Origin of the sequence: Nostoc sp. (assembly GCF_036917615.1) — a bacterium.
Classification (GTDB): Bacteria; Cyanobacteriota; Cyanobacteriia; order Cyanobacteriales; family Nostocaceae; genus Nostoc.
This window is the reverse complement of sequence record NZ_JBALCZ010000026.1, coordinates 59,018-81,477: the sequence shown is the minus strand read 5'-3', so window position 1 is coordinate 81,477 and position 22,460 is coordinate 59,018. Positions and strand designations below refer to the sequence as shown.

Below are 22,460 nucleotides of genomic sequence, written 5' to 3'. Positions count from 1 at the left end.
TGCTTACGCTTACTTTACCTCACTTTCAGACATGGTTCTGATCTCATCAGACAATAGCGCCTGTTGCAAAACATCTAAGTATTGTTGAGAGATAACTTTCGGTGTAAAGTGCGATGATCGCAAATACTGGCGACCTGCTTTGCCCATCTGCTCTCCTGTTTGTGGATCTCGACTCAGAAAGCGAATAAATTGCGCTAGACCTTGACCATCTCCATTGTCAAATGTCCCACCACAGTTGGCTTCAGACATCAGTTCTCTAAGATATGAAGTCTGTGAGCAAATTACTGCTATTGGTCGCCCAGAGGCTAAAGCTGAATAAAATTTGCTGGGAACAACTAAACCCTCAGTAGTTGCATCTACACTCACTAGTGATAGATCGCAAGCTGTTAAAGAATAGGGTAACACTTGCTGATCTTGATAAGGTAAAAACGTAAAATTGTTCAGCCCTAACTGATTTACTTCCGTGATTAATTCTTCGCGTTTAGCACCACCACCAATACAGACAAACTGAATTGGCTCATCTTGTAGTTGTTTTGCAGCTTCCAACATGGTGTCGATGTCATGGCAGCGACCCATATTGCCAGAATAGAGTACGGTAAATTTGTTAACTAAATTATACTTCCAAGCAAACCAGTTTTCTCGCTTGGCAATCGGCACAATCACTTCTGGGTTTGCCCAACTGTGAATTATAGAAATTTTATCAGCTACTTCGGGACAATGCGCTACTACCTGTTGTTTCATCGCCGGACTAAGTACTATAATCCCCTTAGCCTTTAACCAAACCTGTTTGTTGATCCCACGCCACAAGCGTACTAGCCAATTACCTTTTGAAATTACGCCTAGTGCGATCGCAATATCAGGGTATAGGTCATAGAGTATACACACATAGGGCAATCGGAACAATAAATAAGCCAAATATCCTATAACTGGCAAAAACGGAGGAGCTGTAGTTAGTAGTAATATATTGTTGCGACGCCAAGCTTTCAGGAGATAGAGCGTAGCACGTAAGGTATATAGTACCCCATTAACAGCTTTACCACGAATCCTTCCCGGCCAGAGTTGGGCTGTGCGCGATCGCTGAATTCTGATTTGGTCAGCCCATTCAACTGCTGGGGCCGTATGAGAGCTAAACGCATATCCTGGCTGACTTGTAAAGACTTCAACATCCACCCCTTGCTTCCCTAACTGTTTCACTAGTTCTTCCAGCAACTGCCCTGTAGCAGCATAATCTGGGGGAAAAAATTGGGTGACTACAGACAATTTAATTGATTTTTGAGCTTTTACAAAAGGTTCATTCCTTACATCTAACTCAGTAGAAATCGATTGCAATAATTTTTGATTAATCCATTCATTAAGTTGATTAATTCTCATCAGCTATGTTCCTAGTCTAGAGTAGAAAAATGCTTGTTTATTTACTCAATGTTTGAAATATTAAAGCTATATATTAAAGTCTCCTTGAGCGAAAAAAATTAAAGCGAGAAATCTAATCTATCGTCAGGAGTGAGATGCTTTACCAAGAGAAAACAAAGGTGTCAGTCGTCAGAATAAAGCCTGAGTTTTGTAGACTTTGGGATGAATAAAGGGGTTTACAATCCCCACTAAATCTATATATTTAGTGGTCAACTTTCGTAGTGGCGGGTTTGAATCCCCCACTGATAGCGCCACGCAAAGCAAGTCCGCGTACCCCTTCTCTTAAGCAAGCTAGCAAGAGCGTCTCGTAAAAGACCGTCTTGATTCTGACTCCTGAATTCTTCTTTAATTTGGGGCACTACGCACGGGAGCAACGCGAAAAAGTGAGAACCAACAAATATTGTCACGTTGTCACTTTAAAAACTTTTTCAAGCTAATAGCATCAGTAAAAACACTAAAAAAACGGGAATTTTGCTCAGTTTATTATTAATAAACCAATTTTATTGATAAGAAAAATCAAATATAACAAAATCGCGCTGCTCCCCTACGCACCCTGTGGCAAAGCTTTTCTACGAGAAGCTACTTAAATGACAACACTAAATTAATACGTGTAATTACTTAGCTAATCTTGTGCATCCTAGATTTTGTTTTAGGCTGTATTTGATTTATTACGTGTAATATCCGCTGCCCAACACGGTATCATGTTTAAATCCAGAAGACCAAAACTTCATCAATATTTTATAAAAAATTAATATTTTAAAAGATATTATCGCAAAACTTTTATAATATCAATATTTTTAAGACTTATGCACTGTAGAAATTAATTAGTACATATATACTATTATAACGAATATAGGGCGTTTCAGGCTTTTACTAATCATCCTTTGATAAGTAGCCCAGGCATAGTCAAACCCGGCTATCGCTGATAAAACGTCGAAAATCAAGTTTGAATAGCTAAAACTCGTACTGGATATTTGGTGTTTTCTGTCAATGTTTAAATTCTATTGTTATACTTTGGGTGAGCAGAGACCAAAGGTTACATTTTTACAAAATCTTTACAGACTAAATTTAAGGATAAATACTGAGCTTTCATCAAATAGATATAAACTAAATATTATATATTTGGTATATATTATTGCTTAAATTCAAACTGCCTAACTGAAACTTTCAAAAGCCTTTCTACTGCTCCTGTTCAATGTATTACCAAGTATTAAACATATGATCGAGAATTATCCTTCTCAAAACTCAAATTCTAATCGCAGTAATAACTCTGTGCCTCCATTTCCTCAAAATCAACCTGTTCCATGGGCTGAAGAACAAGAAGATGACTGGAACTTTCAAGAATTTCTAAGTATTTTACGGCGACGCTGGCTACTCATGGCAAGTGTAACGATTGCTGTAATGACACTTGTAATGATTAACTTGGTGGTAAACCGGAAGCCCCCAGAATATGAAGGCAGTTTTCAACTACTGGTAGAACCTGTAGAACCTGTAAATAATGACAGCAAAGTTATAGATGTTGTCAAAGATTTTAATGTACAAAAGTCTAGTCTAGATTATGAAAGTCAAATTCAGGTTCTTAAGAGTCCTGAACTGATGAAAAGCACTCTTAAACAGTTGCAAGCCTCCTATCCAGAAATAAACTATTATTCTCTTCTCGAATCATTAAAGATTAATCGGTTAGGAGAAACCAAGATTATAGAAGTTCGTTATCAAAGTAGCAATCCAAAGCAGACTCAAGTTGTACTAGAGCGAATAGCAGAAAATTACTTAGACTATAGTCAAGTAAAGAGGCAAACCCAATTACGTCAAGGGGTTCAGTTTATTGAAAAACAATTGCCATTTATACAAAATCGGGTCGATCAGATCCAAAAAGAATTGCAACTTTTTCGACAAAAGTACAATTTTAACGACCCAGAAACCCAAGTAACGCAAATTGCTTCACAAACTGTTGATTTCTTTCAACAAAAACAAGCAATTGATCTACAGTTAGCCCAAGCTCGTGCTAATTTGGCTATCCTACAAGGAAAAGATGGAGTAACGACAACGCTGAATAATGCTATCCTACAAGGAAAAGATGGAGTAACGACAACCCTGAATAATGATATCCTACAAGGAAAAGATGGAGTAGCGACAACCCTGAATAATGATATCCTACAAGGAAAAAATGGATTAACGACAACGCTGAATAATGCTCCTTTATATCAACAGTTGATTACTCAAATACGCCAATTTGATGTTCAGATTGCTACAGAATCAACTCGTTTGCAAGAAGAGAATCCAATCATTCAAACATTAAAAGAGAAACGAGCTAGTCTTTTACCTTTGCTACGTCAAGAGAAAACGCGCTTATTGGATGTGAAGTTTGCCGAAGCAGCGACACAGCTTCAAACCTTAGAAGTACAAAACCAAGAACTTGCCAAAATCGAACAAAAACTTGCACAAAAACGCGAGCAACTACCAGTTTTGGCACGAGAATATGTTGATTTACAGCGGAGATTACAGATTGCTACCGAAAGTTTAAATCGATTTCTGTCAACCCGCGAAAATATCCAAATTGAAATCTCCCAATCGGATATTGGCTGGCAATTCCTTAAAGTACCAACTACCCCAGATAGTCCTATTTATTCTGTTTCTACTCAACGCAATTTGATACTAGGATTGGTTGCAAGTATCCTCTCAGGAATTGGTATTGTTTTACTTGTAGAAAAGCTAGATAATACCTACCATACTATTGATGAACTGAAAAAAAAGGTCAAACAGCCATTGTTAGGAAATATTCCTTTTGAAAAGCAAGTTACAACTAAGAAAAACCGGACTATTAATCAGAAATTTCCCTTAGCAAATATACAAAATTCTCTTTCTCAGGGAGTTGCTGGGTTGGCTGTTTTACCAGATAATGAGTATGATTACTTTTCTACCAACTTTTCAGAAGCTTTACGGGTACTTTATAGCAATATTCAACTACTCAGTTCCGATCACCCGATTCGTTCTATAGTTATTAGTTCAGCTATGGCTGGTGATGGTAAGTCTACAGTTGCCCTCCATCTAGCTAAAATAGCTACAGCAATGGGGCAACGAGTCCTACTTGTAGATGCTGATCTTCGTAAACCCACAATTCACGACCGAGCAGCTTTAAATAATCTATGGGGATTAAGTAATTTAATTTCTACAAACTTGCCAGTGGGAGAAGTAATACGACAACTACCTTCCATGAGCCAATTATCTGTAATCACAGCTGGCCCAATACCACCCGATCCCACAAAGTTGCTCTCATCTCAAAAAATGAAGCAACTAATGGCAGATTTCCATAACAGTTTTGACTTAGTGATTTATGATGTCCCTCCCTTGGTGGGATTAGCCGATGCTAGCCTGATAGTACCCCACACTGATGGGCTTTTGATAGTAGTCAGGATTGAGAAAACAAATTCCTCGATGTTAAAAGTAGCTTTAGATAATCTGAAAATTTCTCGGTTGAATATATTAGGCATAGTTGCTAATGCTCATAAAAGTACCACCAATAGTTATTATTAGAAAATAAATAGTCGCGTCAGCACTACCACTAGCTAACTACAACCAAAGTGCGTTGGCGCAGCCCGCCGCAGGCATCGCTTTTTTCCAAAATACTGCGTGGTAGGTACCAGGAGTTAGAGGCGGGAAGCCGCGAATTGCAGGCAATCGAATGACGGTTGGCGATATTGCCATGCTGTTAGCTCTCACCGGGGACGTGCAGCAACTGAACAGCTTGGCGCTTGTCAACCTCAGAACGCAAATCATATTTTTGTGCTGTAGCCGGATCGGCATGGCCAGCTAGCTGACTGACAGTTAAAATTGACGGCGATCTGGTTTGTGCGTTCTTAATTAGGACTTAAGCATAGTACATAAATACTATACTTGATTTGGGTATTTCAGCCGTGTTTAGCACAAGGGCGATGTCTGCCTTGAAAAGTGACGCTCCTGTCTTGAAAAGTTCAGTTCGCCTTTGGCGTTGCCGCAGACAAGCCTCTCGAACGCGAACAGCGTCTTCAAAGGAAAAGAGAAGGCTTTACGCTGCCTATCGGCGGGAAACGACGCAATACACTTTTCGCTACGTCGAAGAGGCTGCGCTAACACAGACGCTCTCTACGAGCCGCTCTTGCTAGCTTACTTAAGAGAAGGGGTACGCAGACTCGCTTTGCGTGGCGCTAACGGCGTCAGCCGCCGCTCCAACTTTTCGCTACGACGGGCTACGCCTGTGCTTATGTTGCGAATAAATCTTTCTTGATGCGAAGCGCCTGAAACGACCAAAAACCGTAATTCATATTATGGTTAATTTGTACAGTGTGTAAGTCCTACTTAATCAGCCCTTTCAAGATGAGCATATGTACTATCAAAGTTTTTATGGCATTTCAGGCATCGCCTGGAATTGAACAAAGAGATTATGCATTACTAAGCTGTTCCACAAAAACCAAAGCAGATATTGGACGCTCGTGTCGTGCACCCCCCAAGAAATGTACAATTTTAGATTATCCAAACTAGATGTAATTTAGCTTACATTTTTCGATTTTGACTGCCTATCCCCAATCCCTAATCCCCAGTAAAGAGTCCCTTTTATAGCCCTATTCTTGCGTATATCTAGTCTAGCGTAGGCGCAGCCCGCCGCAGGCATCGCACATTCCCTTATAATCCCTGAAATCCTTTTACCATGTACATTTACCATTTACGGATAAGCCTATTAGCTAGCCTACCGAGGCCGCTCATACTGTAAGATGTCTATAATCTAGCTTGATGATGTGAAAAGCTAAATAAAAATATCTATTTGATAATTGCTGAAGTTCGGATCAATTTAAATTTTTAACTGCTTATGCGTCCTCGCCAAGAAATTACGGAGATGTTCTCAACCTTCGTTGAGTTGGAAGGAGACAGATTCAGCAAATGGTTGATTGATATCAAACTGCATCGAAGTATCCAAACTTGTTTGGAGTCTTCACCATTCGTCCCTAACTCAGAAAACTTTTGGGCGTTACATTGGTACAAGCACTGGCGAGAGCAATCTAATAGTCTTGCTAAAATGCATCTGTCTGCTTATTTACAAGAACCAAATTATTGGGCTGCCAAAAAAACAATTGGGAAATTTACAAATAGTCAATACAGCCTAGCAGATTATTTTCAAATGGCGAATGCTGAAATCGAAACAATTCTTAAAAACTTTAATCCAGAAAAATGCTCTAGTTTAAAAGCCTATAGCACTATGGCAATTCCTAGTCGGTTAAAAGACATTTTACGTCAACGCAAGGAAACTGATATTTGCACAAATTGGGCATTGTTACGCAAAGTAAGCAAAAAGCAGTTATTAGAAGCTCTTGATCACGCAGGATTATCACCTACTCTAATTGCCCAATATCGGCTGGCTTGGACTTGTTTCAAAGAACTTTATGTGCAAAGCCAACCAGGAGGCACAAAGTCACTACCAGAACCAGAACCCCAACTTTGGGAAGCTATTGCCAACCTCTACAACCGCGAACAAGAAAATCAATTAACTCAACCTACTCCAGAATGCGCTACTGAGAAAATTGAACAGTGGTTAACCCAGGCAGCTATCTACGTGCGTATTTATCTGTATCCACCTGTTAGTTCTTTAAATTTAACGATATCAGAAGATGACAGCATGACAACTCTTGATTTGCCAGATCTATCCTCTGACTCATTAATCACTGAGATGATAGCCCAAGAGGATGCCCAAAACCAACAAAATCAACAATTTCAGATTCAAGATATATTGTTAAAAGCTTTACAAAATATTGAGGCTAAAACCCAGGAAATACTTAAACTTTACTACCAACAGGGGCTGACTCAGCCACAGATTGTACAACGTCTACAAATGAGTCAGCCTACTGTTTCTCGCCGACTCCTTAAAGCTAGAGAATCCTTGCTAGCAACATTGATTCAATGGAGCCAAGACACGCTTAATATTTCTGTAACTTCCAACCTAGTTAAAGATATGAGTACCGCTTTGGAAGAATGGTTGAAAGTTAAGTATGGCAAATCTAGCTGACGTTATGAAAAATGAGGTAGTAAAATGACTTCTGCTTTTACAGAACCGCAGGAACTATTGTTAGAAATATCACCATTATTACAGACAAGTTCTTGGCAAGAAAGCCAAATTTACGCCACACCTAGCAGTCGCTGGCGTGCTTACATGAATCAAATTTGCCTTCATGCGTTTTTGAATTGGGTAAAAACTGAATATGTTCCGGAAGCAAGTATCTGGTACAGTTCCCCTGGTATTCCTGCTTTTTGGGAATTTGTCAATGGCACAGCAATTTTGTTAAAGGAAAAGCGAGTCGTTTTAATTCCTAGCGAGGCAATTGATGATAGCGAGTTAGAAGTTCCTCAAGAATGGGTAGACATTTCTACTTGGGCAGCAGACTATTATTTACCAGTACAAGTCACACCAGATGGCGAGTGGGTAAGAATTTGGGGCTACATAACCCATAAAGAACTTAAATCATTGGCACACTATGACCAAGTAGATAGGACTTATTGTATAGATGCACGGCACTTAATTAAAGACCTTAATGCTTTTTGGATCACCTACCAATTTTGTGGAAGAGAGAAGATGAAAGCTGCGATCGCTCCACTACCAGAATTATCGACTACTCAAGCAGAAAATCTTGTGCAACGGTTAAGTAATTACTCTGTAACATTTCCTAGACTCGCAGTACCATTTATAATCTGGGGAATGCTACTAGAGAATGAACAGTGGCGACAATGGTTATATCAACAGCGACAACGAGCGCAATTTTCCCAAGTACAAGTGAATTTCAGTCGTTGGCTAGAACAGATTTACGATGCTTCTTGGCAAGCTATAGAAACTTTTTTTGAGCCAAACTCCAGTAGTCTAGCTTTTAATTTCCGCAGTTTTTCTGGGTTAAATGCTGCCGCTATCAAACGCGCCAAGCTGATTGACTTGGGAATGGAAATAGAGGCTCAAAAAGTTATTTTATTAGTTGCCTTAATACCAAAGGCAAACCAACAAGTTAGTCTTCGCGTGCAGCTACATCCAGCTTGTAATGAACCTTATCTGCCTGCTAATATCAAGCTAGTTCTACTTTCAGAGCAAGGGGAGATAATTCAACAAGTACAAGCAAGAGTTCAAGATATCTACGTGCAATTGAAACTCTTTTATGGGGAAGTGGGAGAATGTTTTAGCATCCAGATTGCTCTGAATAATTATCAAATAACAGAAAATTTTATGATTTAGTCATTAAGAGCTAACCAGGGGAAACGCATCTTATTTACTGATAAAAACTAACAAAAATTTTAGAATTATCCAGATAATTCTAAAAATTGATAAGATTATAAGCAGAATTAATCAACTGTTATACCAAAGCATGAATTAGCTTATCTCAGATTGAATAATTCTTTATTAAGACTAATAAAACTTATTTCTTGGGTACATAAAACTAAATTTTTGTAGAAAAAAGTGAAAGTTTCACGTGTAATCTTCAATTCAAGCGTTAGCTAAATTGTCGAAAATTATCCAGCAATTGTGATTTTGTGCTTGATCTTCATTCAATATTTTTTTAATGCACTATCAAATTTACTAGACAAACTTTAAAAGTGCGGTAGCCGTCGCCTGCCACTAACTTTCCTTCACAATCATGATCATTTTGATTCGTTCAGACACTTGTTTGCCTTAAAATCCTCCCTTGTTATAGTGTTGACAAATTCCGCCTTGCTCAAACTATGGCGCAAATGCGTGCATCCAGCGATCGCAATTAGTCATGAAAAAGAACAAAAAACTGCTCATCTAATCACTCTAAACCTTGTAAAACACAGCATTTTAGGCGATTGTGTTGACTAACTCACACTATCTGACTTTAATTTATCTGAAAAGAGAATAATCAGGGCTATTAGTCGGGGATTTAGCAATGGCATATTGATTATTGGCTCAAACTCAGATAAATAGACAAAACCCTGACTAGCAAAAGATTTTATATTTTAATCTGGTGAGATTGATTAAACATGGCTATACATATCTTAAGCTTCGGGATTGAATATTTAGATGCGTTTGCCCTGATAGCTACAATATGTGAGTTTAAGTTTTTTGTTCAGTAAAGGATAACACAAATGGTCGCTCTAAACGATAAAATTGGTTGACTTTTATAAGGTATAGAGATCAGCTAGACAATACATTTCACACTTGTGCCAACTTGATTGCATGAGTTTGTAATTGGGTTAGCTGAGTTAGGCCATTAACTTGCCACAGAAGGTTAATGCGTTGTTTGTATTCAACCTTCTACTATATCAATCAAGCGGATTGAACAGATCGTTGCATACTTTAGATGGGTTTGTTCTGAAGAGCCAGCGGCGTCAAATAGGCGTTGATTAGTCATTAGTTAATTACGAATCGCAGAGTTCACTTGACTTATGAGTAAGCTAGTTGTTTTCAGTTTGTTAGGAGGAGATTTAAATAAAGGATTTCCTGTTGTCACAGCTCAACTTTGGCATCATAACCAATTTTTACTCGTCAAATTAACAGGGAGTCTGCCAGCAGTACCAGAACTAAGCCAACTCTACCACAGATGGCAGTTACTCTACGAAGCCATCCATCAACGCCTGGGTAGCAACCAGCGGATAAAAGTGCATTCGCAAGATATAACCAATATTTCTGTGAATGACTTCGATGAAGTGTGTCAACAGCTACAAGCAAATATCAATGCTTGGTTGAAATTTGAGTCATTTCAGAATATTGAGCGGCAGTTGCGGACTCTACTTAATCGGGATGATGAAATTAGAATTATTATTGAAACAAATATAGTTCTAATGCATCGGTTGCCTTGGCATCTGTGGGATTTTTTTAAAGATTACCCTAAAGCTGAATTAGCTTTAAGCAATCATGAATATGCATCTCCTCAAGTATTGCCAAAATCTCCTACAGGTAAAGTCAAGATTTTGGCAATTCTAGGCAATAGCGTTGGTATTGATATTGAGCAAGACGGCGCTTTGTTACAAGGTTTAACAGATGCCCAAACTACGTTTCTTGTCGAACCAACACGTAAACAACTTGATGAGCATTTATGGGATCTAGATTGGGATATCCTATTTTTTGCAGGGCATAGTACTAGTATTGCTGATGGGGAGATAGGAAAAATTTACATCAATCAGACAGAAAGTTTAACAATTTCCCAGCTTAAAAATGCACTGAAGACAGCAATTAGTCGCGGCTTAAAACTGGCAATTTTCAATTCTTGTGACGGAATTGGTTTGGCACTAAATTTAGCTGATTTGAACATTCCCCAAATGATTATAATGCGGGAAGGGGTGCCAGATTTAATCGCACAGGAGTTATTAAAAAACTTTCTTATTGCCTTTGCAGGTGGCAAAACACTTTACCTAGCTGTGCGAGAAGCACGAGAAAGACTTCAGGGATTGGAAAATGAATTTCCTTGCGCCAGTTGGTTGCCAGTGATCTGTCAAAATCCTACAACTGTTCCTGCTACGTGGCAAGAACTATCTGGCAATTTTGGTGATATTAAATTTGTGGGTAAAGTTCCGATAAAAGGTAAAATGGCGACCCCAAAAACTAAATTTTGGACTGTACTAATTAGTACTTTTATTGTGGCTGTTTCAACAATAGGTTTGAGATATTTGGGAGTCTTTGAGAAGATTGAACTGCAAACTTTTGACCAAATGCTACGGCTGCGACCTAAGGAAGACCCAGATCCAAGGTTAATAATTGTTGAAATCACCGAAAAAGATATTCAATCTCGACAAGAGACAACGCTTGGGCTAAAATCAATTTCGGATAGTACCTTAGCTACATTACTTAGGGAATTACAAAAGGATAAACCGCGAATTATTGGATTAGATATTTACAGAGACTTTGGCGACCCCCCGAATAAGTTACAACCAATAAAACTTTCCACAGAAATTAGTAAAGAGAATGTTGTTGTTACCTGCAAAAGCCGCGATAGTAAATATGACCCCCAAGGTGTTAAACCTCCCAAAGAAGTACCTGTAGAACGTCAGGGTTTTGCTGATGCAATTCAAGACCCTGATGGTATCGTCCGTCGCCAAATTTTGATGATGGCACAAGAGCCTTCTTCGACTTGTACAACGCCTTATTCGCTCTCGTTGCAATTAGCTGCTCGTTACTTATCCTACGAAAATATTCAACCTAAATTTAATGAAGATTATATACAGTTTGGCTCTAAAGTGTTTAAACGTTTAAAACCTGATCACAGTGGTGGTTATCAACAAGGAGTTGATTTAGGCGGAAATCAAATACTTGTCAATTACCGTAATACTGATTATCAGAGAGTTTCCCTTGAAGATATATTGAGCGATAAAGTTGATCCTGATCTACTTAAAGATAAGGTAGTTATCATTGGAGTGACAGCTAACACTGTCAGCGATACTTGGTCAACTCCCTATAGTAGTGCACAGCAAGATTACCAAGAAATACCAGGGGTATTTATACAAGCGCAAATGGTTAGCCAAGTTTTGAGCGCAGTTTTAGACAGACGTCCAATTATTTGGGTTTTGCCTTGGTGGGGCGATATTCTCTGGATATACGGCTCGTCTGTAGTTGGGAGTCTGATTGTTTGGCGTGTTCGTTCGCTGTCAGATAAGGGATGTGCCATCTTTGTGACAGTTGTCATTTTATATGGAGTTTGTGCGATCGCTCTTTTAAAACAAGGGCTATGGACACCATTTATTCCCTCTGCTTTTGCTGTGGTTGCAAGTGGTGTTGTAGTTATATTTATTCAAAGTCGGCGGGAATTTTCCACTACTCCACAATCATTAGTTGAGTAATGTAAAACTATCTTCTATTAATTATAAGAAGGGGTAAAAGTAGCGAGGCTGCAACGAGTAAGGTGTAACACTGGCGTAGAGGTCAATTGAAACATTTATCAACGTCACAAATCCGTGATTAACCTTGCCATGCGGAGCAAGAATTGCAGTACAGTTTCTTCGCGGGTAATAATATCAACTCTGCCATCCATACCCAATTGAATTTGACATTTCTTTGAAGTGCGACCTAATGCAAGTTTCTCTGGCTGAATTGTGACTTCGTAAAAAGCGCCTACAGCAGTAGCTTTGGGGGTAGAATTTGTATCAGCATTTGCATCGTTTTTTTGGGAACTAATAGCATCTGGGGAAATTGCTTTTACTTCGCCTTTGAGAGTGCCGTAATCGGGATAAGGACAAGCACTAACTCGCATTTGCACCTTTTGACCGATTTTTATCTTACCTTTTTCCTCAGAACCGACAGCTGCTTTGATAACTAAAGGTGCATGACCGGGAACAATTTGGACAACTTCCTCCCCTGCCCGGAGAGTTTGACCGGGGTTTCTCAAATTTAGCTTGGAAATAATCCCGTCTGCTGTAGCCGTAATAGTAGTTTGCTTTAGGTCGATTTCAACTTGCTTGAGTTCGTTCTCTTGGCGCTCTAATTGTTTTTCAGTTTCAATTTTCTCCTTTATAAGTGTTTGACGTTCTCTTTCTAAGGTTGCTTTATTCACTTCCCCAGAGGCTTTTTCTTGAGCAATGTGTTCAGTTGCAACTGCTACCTCTGCATTGCTTGGGTTGAGAGCTGCAATAGCGCGAGCGCGTTTAGCAATAGCCCCATTAACAGCTTGTTTTAGCCGTTCATTTGTTTTTTCTTGTGCCTGATAAGTTGCTTTTTGCGCCTGTACAGCTTGTTGTTGCTGTTTGACAGCCAGCTGTACTTCTTCTACTTGGTCGCGGGATAATGCCCCTTGTGTGGCGGCACTTTCATATCGGTTCTGCTTTGATGTCGCTGCTCCTAAAGCCGCCTCAGTCGCGTGGAGATTAGCTAGTGCTGATTGTAACTGTGCTTCCCCTGCATATAATTCTTCTTGGGCCATTTTGATATTGGCTTCTGCTTCTTGGAGTTCAGTGATCGTGGTAATTTTTTTGTCTTGATGATCGCGATCGCGTCCCTTCAATTCAGCTTTAGCAGAGGCGATAGTCCGATTGGTGCGATCGCTTTCAGCTTGAATTTGATTATCTAAAGCATTAATTTGAGGAACAGTTTGAATTAGTTGTAACCTAGCTTGTTGAATATTGGTTTGCAACTCGTTTTTTTTGGTTTGCAGTCGAGAGTCATCAATAGTGGCAATTATATCTCCTTTTTGCAGCGTTTGATTTTCTTTGACGTAAATCTGCATTACTTGTCCTTCTGTCGCAGCCTGCACAATTGGCAATTCACCCGTAGTCCGGACAACAGCTTGCCCTTTGACCGTAACTTTATATTTAACAAGCGCAGCCACCGGAACAGCTAACGACAACACAAACAGGATTATTAGTCCGCCAAATGTAGTCCAACGGCTGATTGGTGGGAGAAACTCGTTGTCTTGAACTAAGGGTAAAAAATTTTTGGGAGAGTTACTAATCATAAGTGCTGAGTATATGTAAGCTGGCAAACAACTATTAATTAATTCCGAAAAACTAAAGAAGATTTAAAACCATTTTTCTCCGGACAAATCTCATCAATAAAGCTTAAATGCTCTCCGGGAATCTGACGTAATTCTTCTGGAGTTCCTTGAATTTTTAGGTGTCCATCTTCAAGCAACACAATCCAATCAGCCCGTTTTATAACTTGAGGGCGGTGGCTAATCATAATTGTAGTTTTGCCTTGACGGTGATTAAGTAATCTATCCAAAACTTTAGTTTCACTTATTGGGTCAAGAGCACCTGTGGATTCATCTAAAATTAATACAGGTGGGTCAGTAACAATTGCTCTAGCTATAGCTAATCTCTGTCTTTGTCCGCCAGAAATATTTGCACCAAATTCGCCTAAAACAGTTTGATATTTATCGGGTAATTTACTAATAAATTCATCTGCACCAGCAATTTGGCAAGCAATAACTATCTCCTCAAAACTAATGTTTGGATAACTGAAGTGAAAATTATCAACAATCGAACGGCTCCAAAAATGAGGTTCTTGGGGAACTAATACGACTTGCTGTCGCAAACATTCTAAAGATAAGTCTTGCTGGTTGTATATGCCATAACGGATGTTACCAGATTGGACTTGATATAAACCAGTAATTAATTTGCCTAACGAGCTTTTCCCACAGCCAGATTCACCTATTAAGGCTACTACTTGACCACCAGGGATAGTTAAAGAAAAATTTTCTAAAAGGTCAGTTCTACCAGCATGGTGAAAGTTAACTTGAGAACAAGTAATATCTGCATTGCCAGGAATTTCTGCCCAAGGTTTTTTAAAGTCATTTTCATCTTCTGGAGTAGCATCTATCACTTCTGTCAAGCGTTGAACGACAATTTGAGCAGTGATAAATTGATCAATTAGCCCGACTACTGAAGCTAAAAAGCCAAGAAAGCTGCCACTCATACCGCTGTACGCCAGCAGTTGACCGATAGATAATGTCTGATTAATCACCAAGCTAGAACCTAACCAGAGTATGCCAATATTCGTCAATTTGGAAAGAATACTCGTAACTGTGCTGCTGTAAAGCCCCAACTTCATCGTTGTCCAGCCTAAGTTAGCAATCCGACCAAAATTTGTCTGATACTCTTGCCAAGCTTGCGGAGTCGCTTGGGTGGTTTTCAGGACTTGAACACCGCGAAAGGTTTCGACTAAAAAGCCTTGATTTTCCGTACCTTTAACGATTAGGCTGCGAGTTTTCTGACGCAAAGCGGGAAGAAAAAGCAGGTTTACTCCTGTGACGATGACAAAAGCGGCGACGGAAGCGAGAGTAAGTTCCCAACTATAAAAAAGCATGAAACCCAAGGAAACCAGAGCCACAAAAAATTGACTGGGTAAACCAAGGACAATTTGGGAAACTAGATTATTGATCGTATGAACATCAGCAATCCGGCTAACGACTTCCCCACTGCGACGGGCTTCAAAATATGATAAGGGTAAGCGCAACAGTTTTCGCCCGTATTCTAGAATTAGCCCGTATTGCAACCGTTGACCAAAATGACCAATCAGGTGAGATTGTACTAAACCAATGGCATTTTGAATTAGGTTCATGGCAATGACGCCAATTGCCACTGTTGTTAGCAATTGGGTATCTCCCCGCACTAGCACGTCATCGGTGAGGAGTTGCATCATTAAAGGGGAAGCCAGGGACAACAGCCCGATCGCAAAGTTGATTGCGATCGCCTGAATTAGAAGGTTACGATAGGGCTTGATGCGGGCAATGAAGCGCCCAAAACCGCCTATTTTATCTTCTGATTGCTCATAAAAGCGGCTGTCGTCTGGCATCAGCAGCAGCATCACACCACCACTCCAACCCGCCATTAACTCTTTTAAGCTGAGATAACGGATACCAACTGCGGGGTCTGAGATCACACATTTTTTCCCCTTTAGCCCGTAAAATACTACCCAGTGGTAGCCTTTCCAGTGAATGATCGCTGGTAAGGGGACTTCATTTAATTTCTCAAGCAGTTCTGGGGTAGCTTGAACTTGACGGGCATGGAATCCCAGGGTTTCTGCTCCCCGCCTTAAACCTAATAGTGTAGTTCCTCGCGTTCCCGTGCCCACTGCTTCTCGCACGCGATTGAGGGCAAAGGAGCGTCCGTAGTATTTGGTTACTGTGGCTAGGCTTGCTGCACCACAATCCTCTTCACTGTGTTGGAGAACAACCTGGTATTTCATAATTAAAGACTTATTGTATTTTAAGAATAAAGGTCGGGGTTTTAGCCCCGACTTTGACTAGGTGTCCATTTTCTGAGAAGGTAGTTGCAAGCGCTTGCAAGTTCTTGCTTGAGCTTCAACCCGCAACGCAAAACTTGGAAGGCGATACGGATATTTAACTGCCTCAGAAATATATACTCTGAGGCAGCTTTGCCCTCTAGACAAAAATCACTCTTAAGGTTGCTCTTAAGTCAAATCTACCCTACACGAAAAGCGGAAGTGATTACGTTGTTATTAGCCCCAAGATAATAGCTTCCTGGTCCCAGAATACCAGTAGATTGTCCTTTAAAATTTGAGTCGTCAAAGAAATTCCACCTACCCCGTATAATCTTAATGGATGAGGCTTGATCGTTAAAACCGTTAACTTTGCCTTTGTTATTTAGCCCAATGTTGGGATCACCATCACTTATCGATGCATTGAGCCGTAGAGACTTCCCTGTGAAATTTAAATTGTCGTAGAAAATTACATCTGGGTCGTTGCTTCCCTTGTAATGAACGCCACCACTACAGGTAGCAGCCACCTCATCGTTAAGTTCCTTCACCGCGCTGAAACTCAATTGTGCTAATGTTTTCTTGTTCATATCTCCTCTGTTGTTGATGTTAGACATTGTTTCTCCCCGAAATTTCAAATTGGAGCTGGAACTGAAGGTAATTGCTGGTTTGGCTTGACTCTGATTCTTAATTGGTAGCAGTGATTGAATTTTATTCACTGTTGGGAATCAGAGTTGTTTCCGGTTTCCTAACCTGACTGATTCTTAATTGGTAGCAGTGACATGATTCTATTCACTTGATTCAATAACGCCAATTTGGTAATATCCTCTCTTGTGCATAAGTTGATTGTCCTCATATTTACAGTACTTACGCATTGACAAGAGATTGATTATGTGCGTTAAAGCCCACCTTCTGTTTTAGATATTCGAGGATAAAGTCACGAGCTACTTGAAGAGATCAATACCGTAGACATCGCCTGTTTTTTCCTTTTTGATTGACTGCATTTATTGTCTATTTTGTCAAAACAGAAGTCCTAACTTAATACTCAAGATTGAGGCTGACAAGCTAAATTCCCTTTTCTATAAGAGAATGTAATGTCTTTTAGAACTGCGCGTTTGGATTGGTTAGAAGGTCTAGGAATTGCGATTGTCAGTGCGATCGCTTTGAACTCGAATTTGACTCGGAAAATACCACCCAGTGGTAGCCTTTCCAGTGAATGATCGCGGACATTGGAACTTCATTGGCGTTGCATAATAGAGGGATGAATTGAGGTGTTATACTGTGCATTGCCGATACTGCAAGTTGACAGTTATAAGAAAAAATGGTAAACAAAGAGGTAAGCCAAACCTATTTTGAATATCTTTTAAAAGTGCGCGTTTGGACTGGTTGCAAGGTCTAGGAATTGCGATCGCCTTATATGCAAATATCACTGAACACTGCCAAAACTGCCTCAAAAATTCATACTTTGAGGCAGTTTTGCTGTCTAGACAAAATGCCTAGAAAAATTGTAGTCAAACTCACGGTTCACGCTCGAAAGATGAGATCGTGTCGTTACCAATATCAAGGTATCCAGTAAAAGGATATGCTCCAGGGCCGAGAGTAATTTTGGTGCCTTTGAAGTTGGCATCTGCATAGAATGCCCAATTTCCTTGGTTAATTCTAATTGAGGATATTTGGTCATTACTCGCGTTACCTATATAAGAGTAGTCACTATCTGTAAAGAAGATTGGGTTCTGAAAATTGATATCTCTGTAAATTTCTAATGCATAACCACCTTGAATGGTAGCAGCCTTTTCACAGCTGAGTTCTTGAAAAAGAACATCGTTGTTCATATCTACTCCGTGGTTGTTGATGTTAGACATTGTTTCTCTCCAAAATTTTAGATTGGGGTTTCAACTGAAGGTAATCGCTGGCTTGCTCAGGGCAAACGCATCTAAATTACTCTTGATCACAACCAAGGTTAAGAACCAACGAAAAAATCAGCATTTCTCGTTTGATTTATTTTCCCCTACTCAAAGCGATGTCTACGACGGGCTACGCCTACGCTAAATCTATGTCAAGAAGTATCTATAAATGCAACTGTTTTCAGCTTATTGACAATAAACCTTTTTTGTTGACATTATGCGGCCGCCCTGCTGGCTTGATAACCTGACTGATTCTTAATTGGTAGCAGTGACATGATTTTATTCACTGTTGGAAATCAGAGATTTTTAGCTTTGCTAACCTGACTAATTCTTAATTGGTAGCAGTAACATGATTTTATTCATCAGAGCAAACGAAACGCACGTAATTTGTGAAACCCTTGCTGTATAAGGATATTGATGAAAAAATAGCCTCAATGATAAAACGTTCAAATCCTTGCTATTAAAGGATTCTTATACTTTAGATGCGTTTGCCCTGGTTTATTCACTTGATTCAGTAACGCCAATTTGCTAATATCCTCTCTTGTGCATAAGTTGATTGTCCTGACACTTACAGGACCAGCCCTTTCAAGGTGAGCATATGTACTATCAAAGTTTTTACGGCATTTCAGGCATCGCCTGGAATTAAACAAAGAAATTCTGCATTAAACTCTAAATTTTTGGGCTGTAAATTAAGCGATCGCATTCGCCAGAATACCAAAATTCGATTAAAACGCCATTTATTTTCTAGTACAAGCGTTCACGTTGAAAGGGCTAACTTACAGGACTTATGCATTGACAAGAAACTGACTATATGTATTTGAGCTTACCTTCTATTTTAGATGTTCGAGCATAAAGTCACGAGCTACTTGAACAAATAAATGCCTACGGCATCGCCTGTTTTTTGCTTTTTTCTACTTCACTTTTTGTCTATTTTGTCAATGCATAAGTTCTAACTTCTACTCAAGATTAAGGCTGACAAGCTAAATTTCCTTTTCTATAGGAGAGTGCAATGTCTTTTAGAACTGCGCGTTTGGACTGGTTACAAGGTCTAGGAATTGCGATTGTCAGTGCGATCGCCTTATATGCAAATATCTCAGTTGCCCAAATCATCCCAGACGGCACTCTGCCAAATAATTCCAATGTGAAATTAGAGGGCAATACCAGGATTATTCAGGGTGGAACCACAAGAGGTGCTAATCTGTTCCACAGCTTCTCTGAGTTCTCTGTTCCCAATGGTAGTACTGCTTTTTTCAATAATGCATTGGATATTCAGAACATCCTGACACGAGTAACAGGTAAGTCTACCTCTGAGATTAATGGTTTAATCAAATCTAACGGCCCAGCCAATCTGTTTCTGATTAATCCTAATGGGATTATTTTTGGTAAAGATGCTAGTTTGAACATCGGCGGTTCCTTTGTGGCCACAACAGCCAATGCCATTGGGTTTGGCAATTTGGGATTTTTCAGTGCCTCGAATCTAGAAACACCTTCACCCTTGTTAACAGTAAATCCAAATGCCTTATTATTCAATCAAATTGCGGCTTCCCCGATTCAAAATAGTTCAACTGCGCCAGCAGGAAAAGATCCAGCGGGTTTTAAAGTATCTGGTTTACGAGTTCCAGATGGTCAGAGTTTGCTGCTAATTGGCGGCAATGTCAACATGGATGGTGGTCAATTAAATGCTTATGGTGGTCGAGTCGAGTTGGGAGGATTGACATCAAGGGGAACTATAGCGCTTCAGATAGATGGTAACAACTTTCGCTTAGGCTTTCCTGCTGAAAGTGCGCGAGCGGATGTTTTATTAACTAATAAATCTCGTGTATATGTAGAAGCTGGTGGTGGTGGGAATATTGCAGTTAACGCCCGGAATTTAGAAGTTTCGGGCAAAAGCGTACTGAGTGCTGGAATAGGAAGTGGTTTGGGGTCAGTTAATTCTGTTGCGGGAGATATTACGCTCAATGCCACAGGAGAAATAAAAGTTGTGGGAGAAGGAAGCAATGTATTCAATAGCGTGCGATCGCAAGCAGTGGGCAATGGGGGAAATTTAACTGTTAATACCCGTGAATTGCTGGTAAGGGATGGGGCACAGGTTGTTGCTAACACATATGGTGCCGGAAACGGTGGAAATTTGGATGTTTCAGCACAAACTGTGCAACTAATTGGTACATCTGCTAATAGTCAGTTTGTCAGTGGCTTGTTTGCTAGCACAAACGCAAACGCAATAGGGAATGGGGGAAACTTGACGATTAAGGCTGGTTCGTTACTGGTTCGGGATGGGGCACAGGTTAGCACTGACACATTTGGCGCAGGCAAGGGAGGTTCTTTAACTGTAAATGCCGACACAATTAAAATCATTGGTGCAAGCGGCTTGTTTGCTCAACAAAATACTCAAGGCGCAACAGGAAATGTAGGAGATTTGACGATTAACACTAAAACCTTACTAGTACAGGATGGGGCACAAGTTAGTACCGGCACATTCGGTGCAAGTGAGGGCGGAAATTTGAAGGTCAATGCTGACACTGTGGAAGTTATTGGTAGCAATACTTTTGATGGTTCTTCCAGTAAGTTGACTACTCAAAATAACCAAGGCGCAACAGGGAATGCAGGAGATTTGACAATTACTACGAAAACCTTGTTAGTACGGGATGGCGCACAAGTTGCCACTGGCGCATTCGGTGCAGGTTCAAGCGGGAATTTGCAGGTAAATGCTGACACTGTGGAAGTTATTGGTAGCAATACTGTTGATGGTTCTTCTAGTACTTTGACTACTCAGAACCAAGGCACAACAGGAAATGCAGGAGATTTGACAATTACTACGAAAACTTTGCTAGTACGGGATGGCGCACAAGTTGGCACTGGCACGTTCGGTGCAGGTTCAAGCGGGAATTTGACGGTAAATGCTGACACTGTAGAAGTTATTGGTAGCAATGCTGTTGATGGTTCTCCCGGTGGCTTGTTTACTAATGCTGATAATGCCGATCTGAATGCTGATATAGGTGCAACTGGAAATGGCGGTAACATAACGATTAACTCCAATGAGTTGCTGGTGCAAGATGGAGCATTAATCTTTGCTGGTGCAAGAGCTGGTAGAGAAAGTCCAAGTAATGGAGGAGACATAACAATTACTACCCAAAAATTGCTGCTTCAAAAGGGTGCATTAGGTGCTGGTACTAGAGGTGCTGGTAGGGGAGGAAATGTGAGTATTAAAGCTGATACAGTGCAATTGAATGGCTTTGGTGCTGCTATCTATAGTGATACAGATTCAACTGGGGATGCAGGAAATTTGACGATTAGCACTAAAATTTTAACAGCACGGGATGGGGCACAAGTAAGCACTGGCACATCAAGTGCAGGCAAGGGGGGAAATTTGACGGTAAATGCTGATACTGTGCAAGTGATTGGTACTTCTGCCGAAGATTCTGCCGAAGATTCTACAGAACGTTTTCCCAGTGGCCTGTTTACCAGTACTAGACAAAACTCAACCGGGGCGGCGGGAGATTTGAAGATTAATACTCAACAGTTGTTGGTTACAGATGAAGCGGGAGTATTTGTGCAAAGTCTTGGAACTGGAATTGCAGGCAACTTATTCGTAAATGCTCGCTCTATCCGTTTGGACAATGGCACTCTCAGCGCTGACACGCGCAGCATCAACACTGATCCCAATCAACCACAGGCAACTATCACTCTGCAAGTGAAAGACTTATTATTACTAGGTCGTGGCAGCAATATCACAACTGACGCTCAAGGAGAAAATGTCATCGGTGGCGATATTAACATCAAGACCAATATTCTTGCCGCCTTTGAAAACAGCGATATCACTGCCAACTCTAATGACTTTCGTGGCGGTAATGTCAGAATTAATACTAAAGGTATCTTTGGCATTCAGTTTCGGGATATAGCTTCCCCAAACACAAATGACATCACCGCTAGCGGAGCAACTCGCGAGTTGAGCGGTAATGTGCAAATCACTACACCTGATATTGACCCCACTCGCGGCTTAGTCGAACTCCCAATTAATCTAGTTGATGCTTCTAGGCAAATTTCTAATGCTTGCACTCCTGGAACTCGGCAATTCCAGAATACTTTTGTGGTAACAGGACGCGGCGGACTACCCATGAGTCCCACTGAACCATTACAAGATTCAAGTACTGTGTCTGCGTGGGTGAGATTAAGACCAAAACCAGAAAACTTGGCAAACACAACGCCTGTGCCACAACCAACAGCAGTTTCAACTACTCCCATTGCTGCTACAACTCCAATTGTGGAAGCTTCTGGCTGGGTAATTGATCGCAATGGAAACATAAAACTAGTAGCACAAGTTCCTCAATTCAACCCTCACAGCCCTTGGCAAACACCTGCTTCCTGTGCTGTATCTCAGTGAGGTGTGATATCATATCCGGTTAATCAACCTGAGTAAAAAATGTTCGTAAGTCAGGACTGAAGTCATGATTTTGTTCGCGTAGCGTCTCGTAGACAGG

Annotated in this window: 13 protein-coding genes; 7 read left to right on the top strand and 6 right to left on the bottom strand. The window is 40.3% G+C overall.

Annotation, left to right across the window (positions count from 1 at the left end):
• Positions 1-9: 9 nt before the first annotated feature.
• Complete coding sequence (locus tag V7K85_RS08790) at positions 10-1,371, bottom strand: glycosyltransferase family 4 protein (protein WP_334812783.1); 1,362 nt, start codon at positions 1,369-1,371, stop codon at positions 10-12.
• Positions 1,372-2,628: 1,257 nt separating this feature from the next.
• On the opposite strand from V7K85_RS08790, the gene V7K85_RS08785 reads away from it, so the two are divergent.
• A complete protein-coding gene (locus V7K85_RS08785; protein ID WP_442940560.1) occupies positions 2,629-4,944 on the top strand; it encodes a GumC family protein in 2,316 nt (771 codons plus the stop codon).
• A gap of 36 nt (positions 4,945-4,980) precedes the next feature.
• On the opposite strand, the gene V7K85_RS08780 is transcribed toward V7K85_RS08785, so the two are convergent.
• Positions 4,981-5,115 carry a hypothetical protein gene (locus tag V7K85_RS08780; protein WP_334812781.1) on the bottom strand — a complete coding sequence of 45 codons (135 nt, stop codon included), beginning with the start codon at positions 5,113-5,115 and terminating at the stop codon, positions 4,981-4,983.
• Here V7K85_RS08780 and V7K85_RS36430 point away from each other — a divergent pair.
• The 4 genes from V7K85_RS36430 (at position 5,078) to V7K85_RS08765 (ending at position 12,210) form a co-directional block, all read left to right on the top strand.
• Positions 5,078-5,224 carry a hypothetical protein gene (locus V7K85_RS36430; RefSeq protein WP_442940565.1) on the top strand — a complete coding sequence of 49 codons (147 nt, stop codon included), beginning with the start codon at positions 5,078-5,080 and terminating at the stop codon, positions 5,222-5,224. The genes V7K85_RS08780 and V7K85_RS36430 overlap by 38 nt on opposite strands.
• Positions 5,225-6,253: 1,029 nt before the next feature.
• Entirely contained in the window at positions 6,254-7,444 is a 1,191-nt protein-coding gene (locus tag V7K85_RS08775; protein ID WP_334812779.1) for a sigma-70 family RNA polymerase sigma factor, read from the top strand.
• A 24-nt stretch (positions 7,445-7,468) separates the two neighbouring features.
• Positions 7,469-8,653 (top strand): DUF1822 family protein, encoded by a 1,185-nt coding sequence (locus V7K85_RS08770; protein ID WP_334812777.1) that lies wholly within the window; start codon positions 7,469-7,471, stop codon positions 8,651-8,653.
• A 1,169-nt stretch (positions 8,654-9,822) separates the two neighbouring features.
• Positions 9,823-12,210 (top strand): CHASE2 domain-containing protein, encoded by a 2,388-nt coding sequence (locus V7K85_RS08765; RefSeq protein WP_334812775.1) that lies wholly within the window; start codon positions 9,823-9,825, stop codon positions 12,208-12,210.
• A gap of 104 nt (positions 12,211-12,314) precedes the next feature.
• Here the strand turns inward: V7K85_RS08765 and V7K85_RS08760 are convergent, their stop codons facing one another.
• From V7K85_RS08760 to V7K85_RS08750, 3 genes are all read right to left on the bottom strand, one after another.
• Positions 12,315-13,817 (bottom strand): HlyD family secretion protein, encoded by a 1,503-nt coding sequence (locus tag V7K85_RS08760; protein ID WP_334812773.1) that lies wholly within the window; start codon positions 13,815-13,817, stop codon positions 12,315-12,317.
• 38 nt (positions 13,818-13,855) lie between these two features.
• The gene (locus V7K85_RS08755; RefSeq protein WP_334812771.1) at positions 13,856-16,048 is read right to left on the bottom strand and encodes a peptidase domain-containing ABC transporter; all 2,193 of its coding nucleotides are present in this window, start codon (positions 16,046-16,048) and stop codon (positions 13,856-13,858) included.
• Positions 16,049-16,284: 236 nt separating this feature from the next.
• On the bottom strand, positions 16,285-16,797 hold the full coding sequence (locus V7K85_RS08750; protein ID WP_334812769.1) for a beta/gamma crystallin-related protein: 513 nt from the start codon (positions 16,795-16,797) through the stop codon (positions 16,285-16,287).
• A 375-nt stretch (positions 16,798-17,172) separates the two neighbouring features.
• Between V7K85_RS08750 and V7K85_RS08745 the strand changes: the two genes are divergently transcribed.
• On the top strand, positions 17,173-17,298 hold the full coding sequence (locus V7K85_RS08745) for a hypothetical protein (RefSeq protein WP_334812768.1): 126 nt from the start codon (positions 17,173-17,175) through the stop codon (positions 17,296-17,298).
• A 297-nt stretch (positions 17,299-17,595) separates the two neighbouring features.
• Here the strand turns inward: V7K85_RS08745 and V7K85_RS08740 are convergent, their stop codons facing one another.
• On the bottom strand, positions 17,596-17,940 hold the full coding sequence (locus tag V7K85_RS08740) for a beta/gamma crystallin-related protein (protein ID WP_334812766.1): 345 nt from the start codon (positions 17,938-17,940) through the stop codon (positions 17,596-17,598).
• A 1,051-nt stretch (positions 17,941-18,991) separates the two neighbouring features.
• Between V7K85_RS08740 and V7K85_RS08735 the strand changes: the two genes are divergently transcribed.
• Entirely contained in the window at positions 18,992-22,363 is a 3,372-nt protein-coding gene (locus tag V7K85_RS08735; RefSeq protein ID WP_334812764.1) for a two-partner secretion domain-containing protein, read from the top strand.
• The last annotated feature ends 97 nt before the right edge of the window (positions 22,364-22,460 follow it).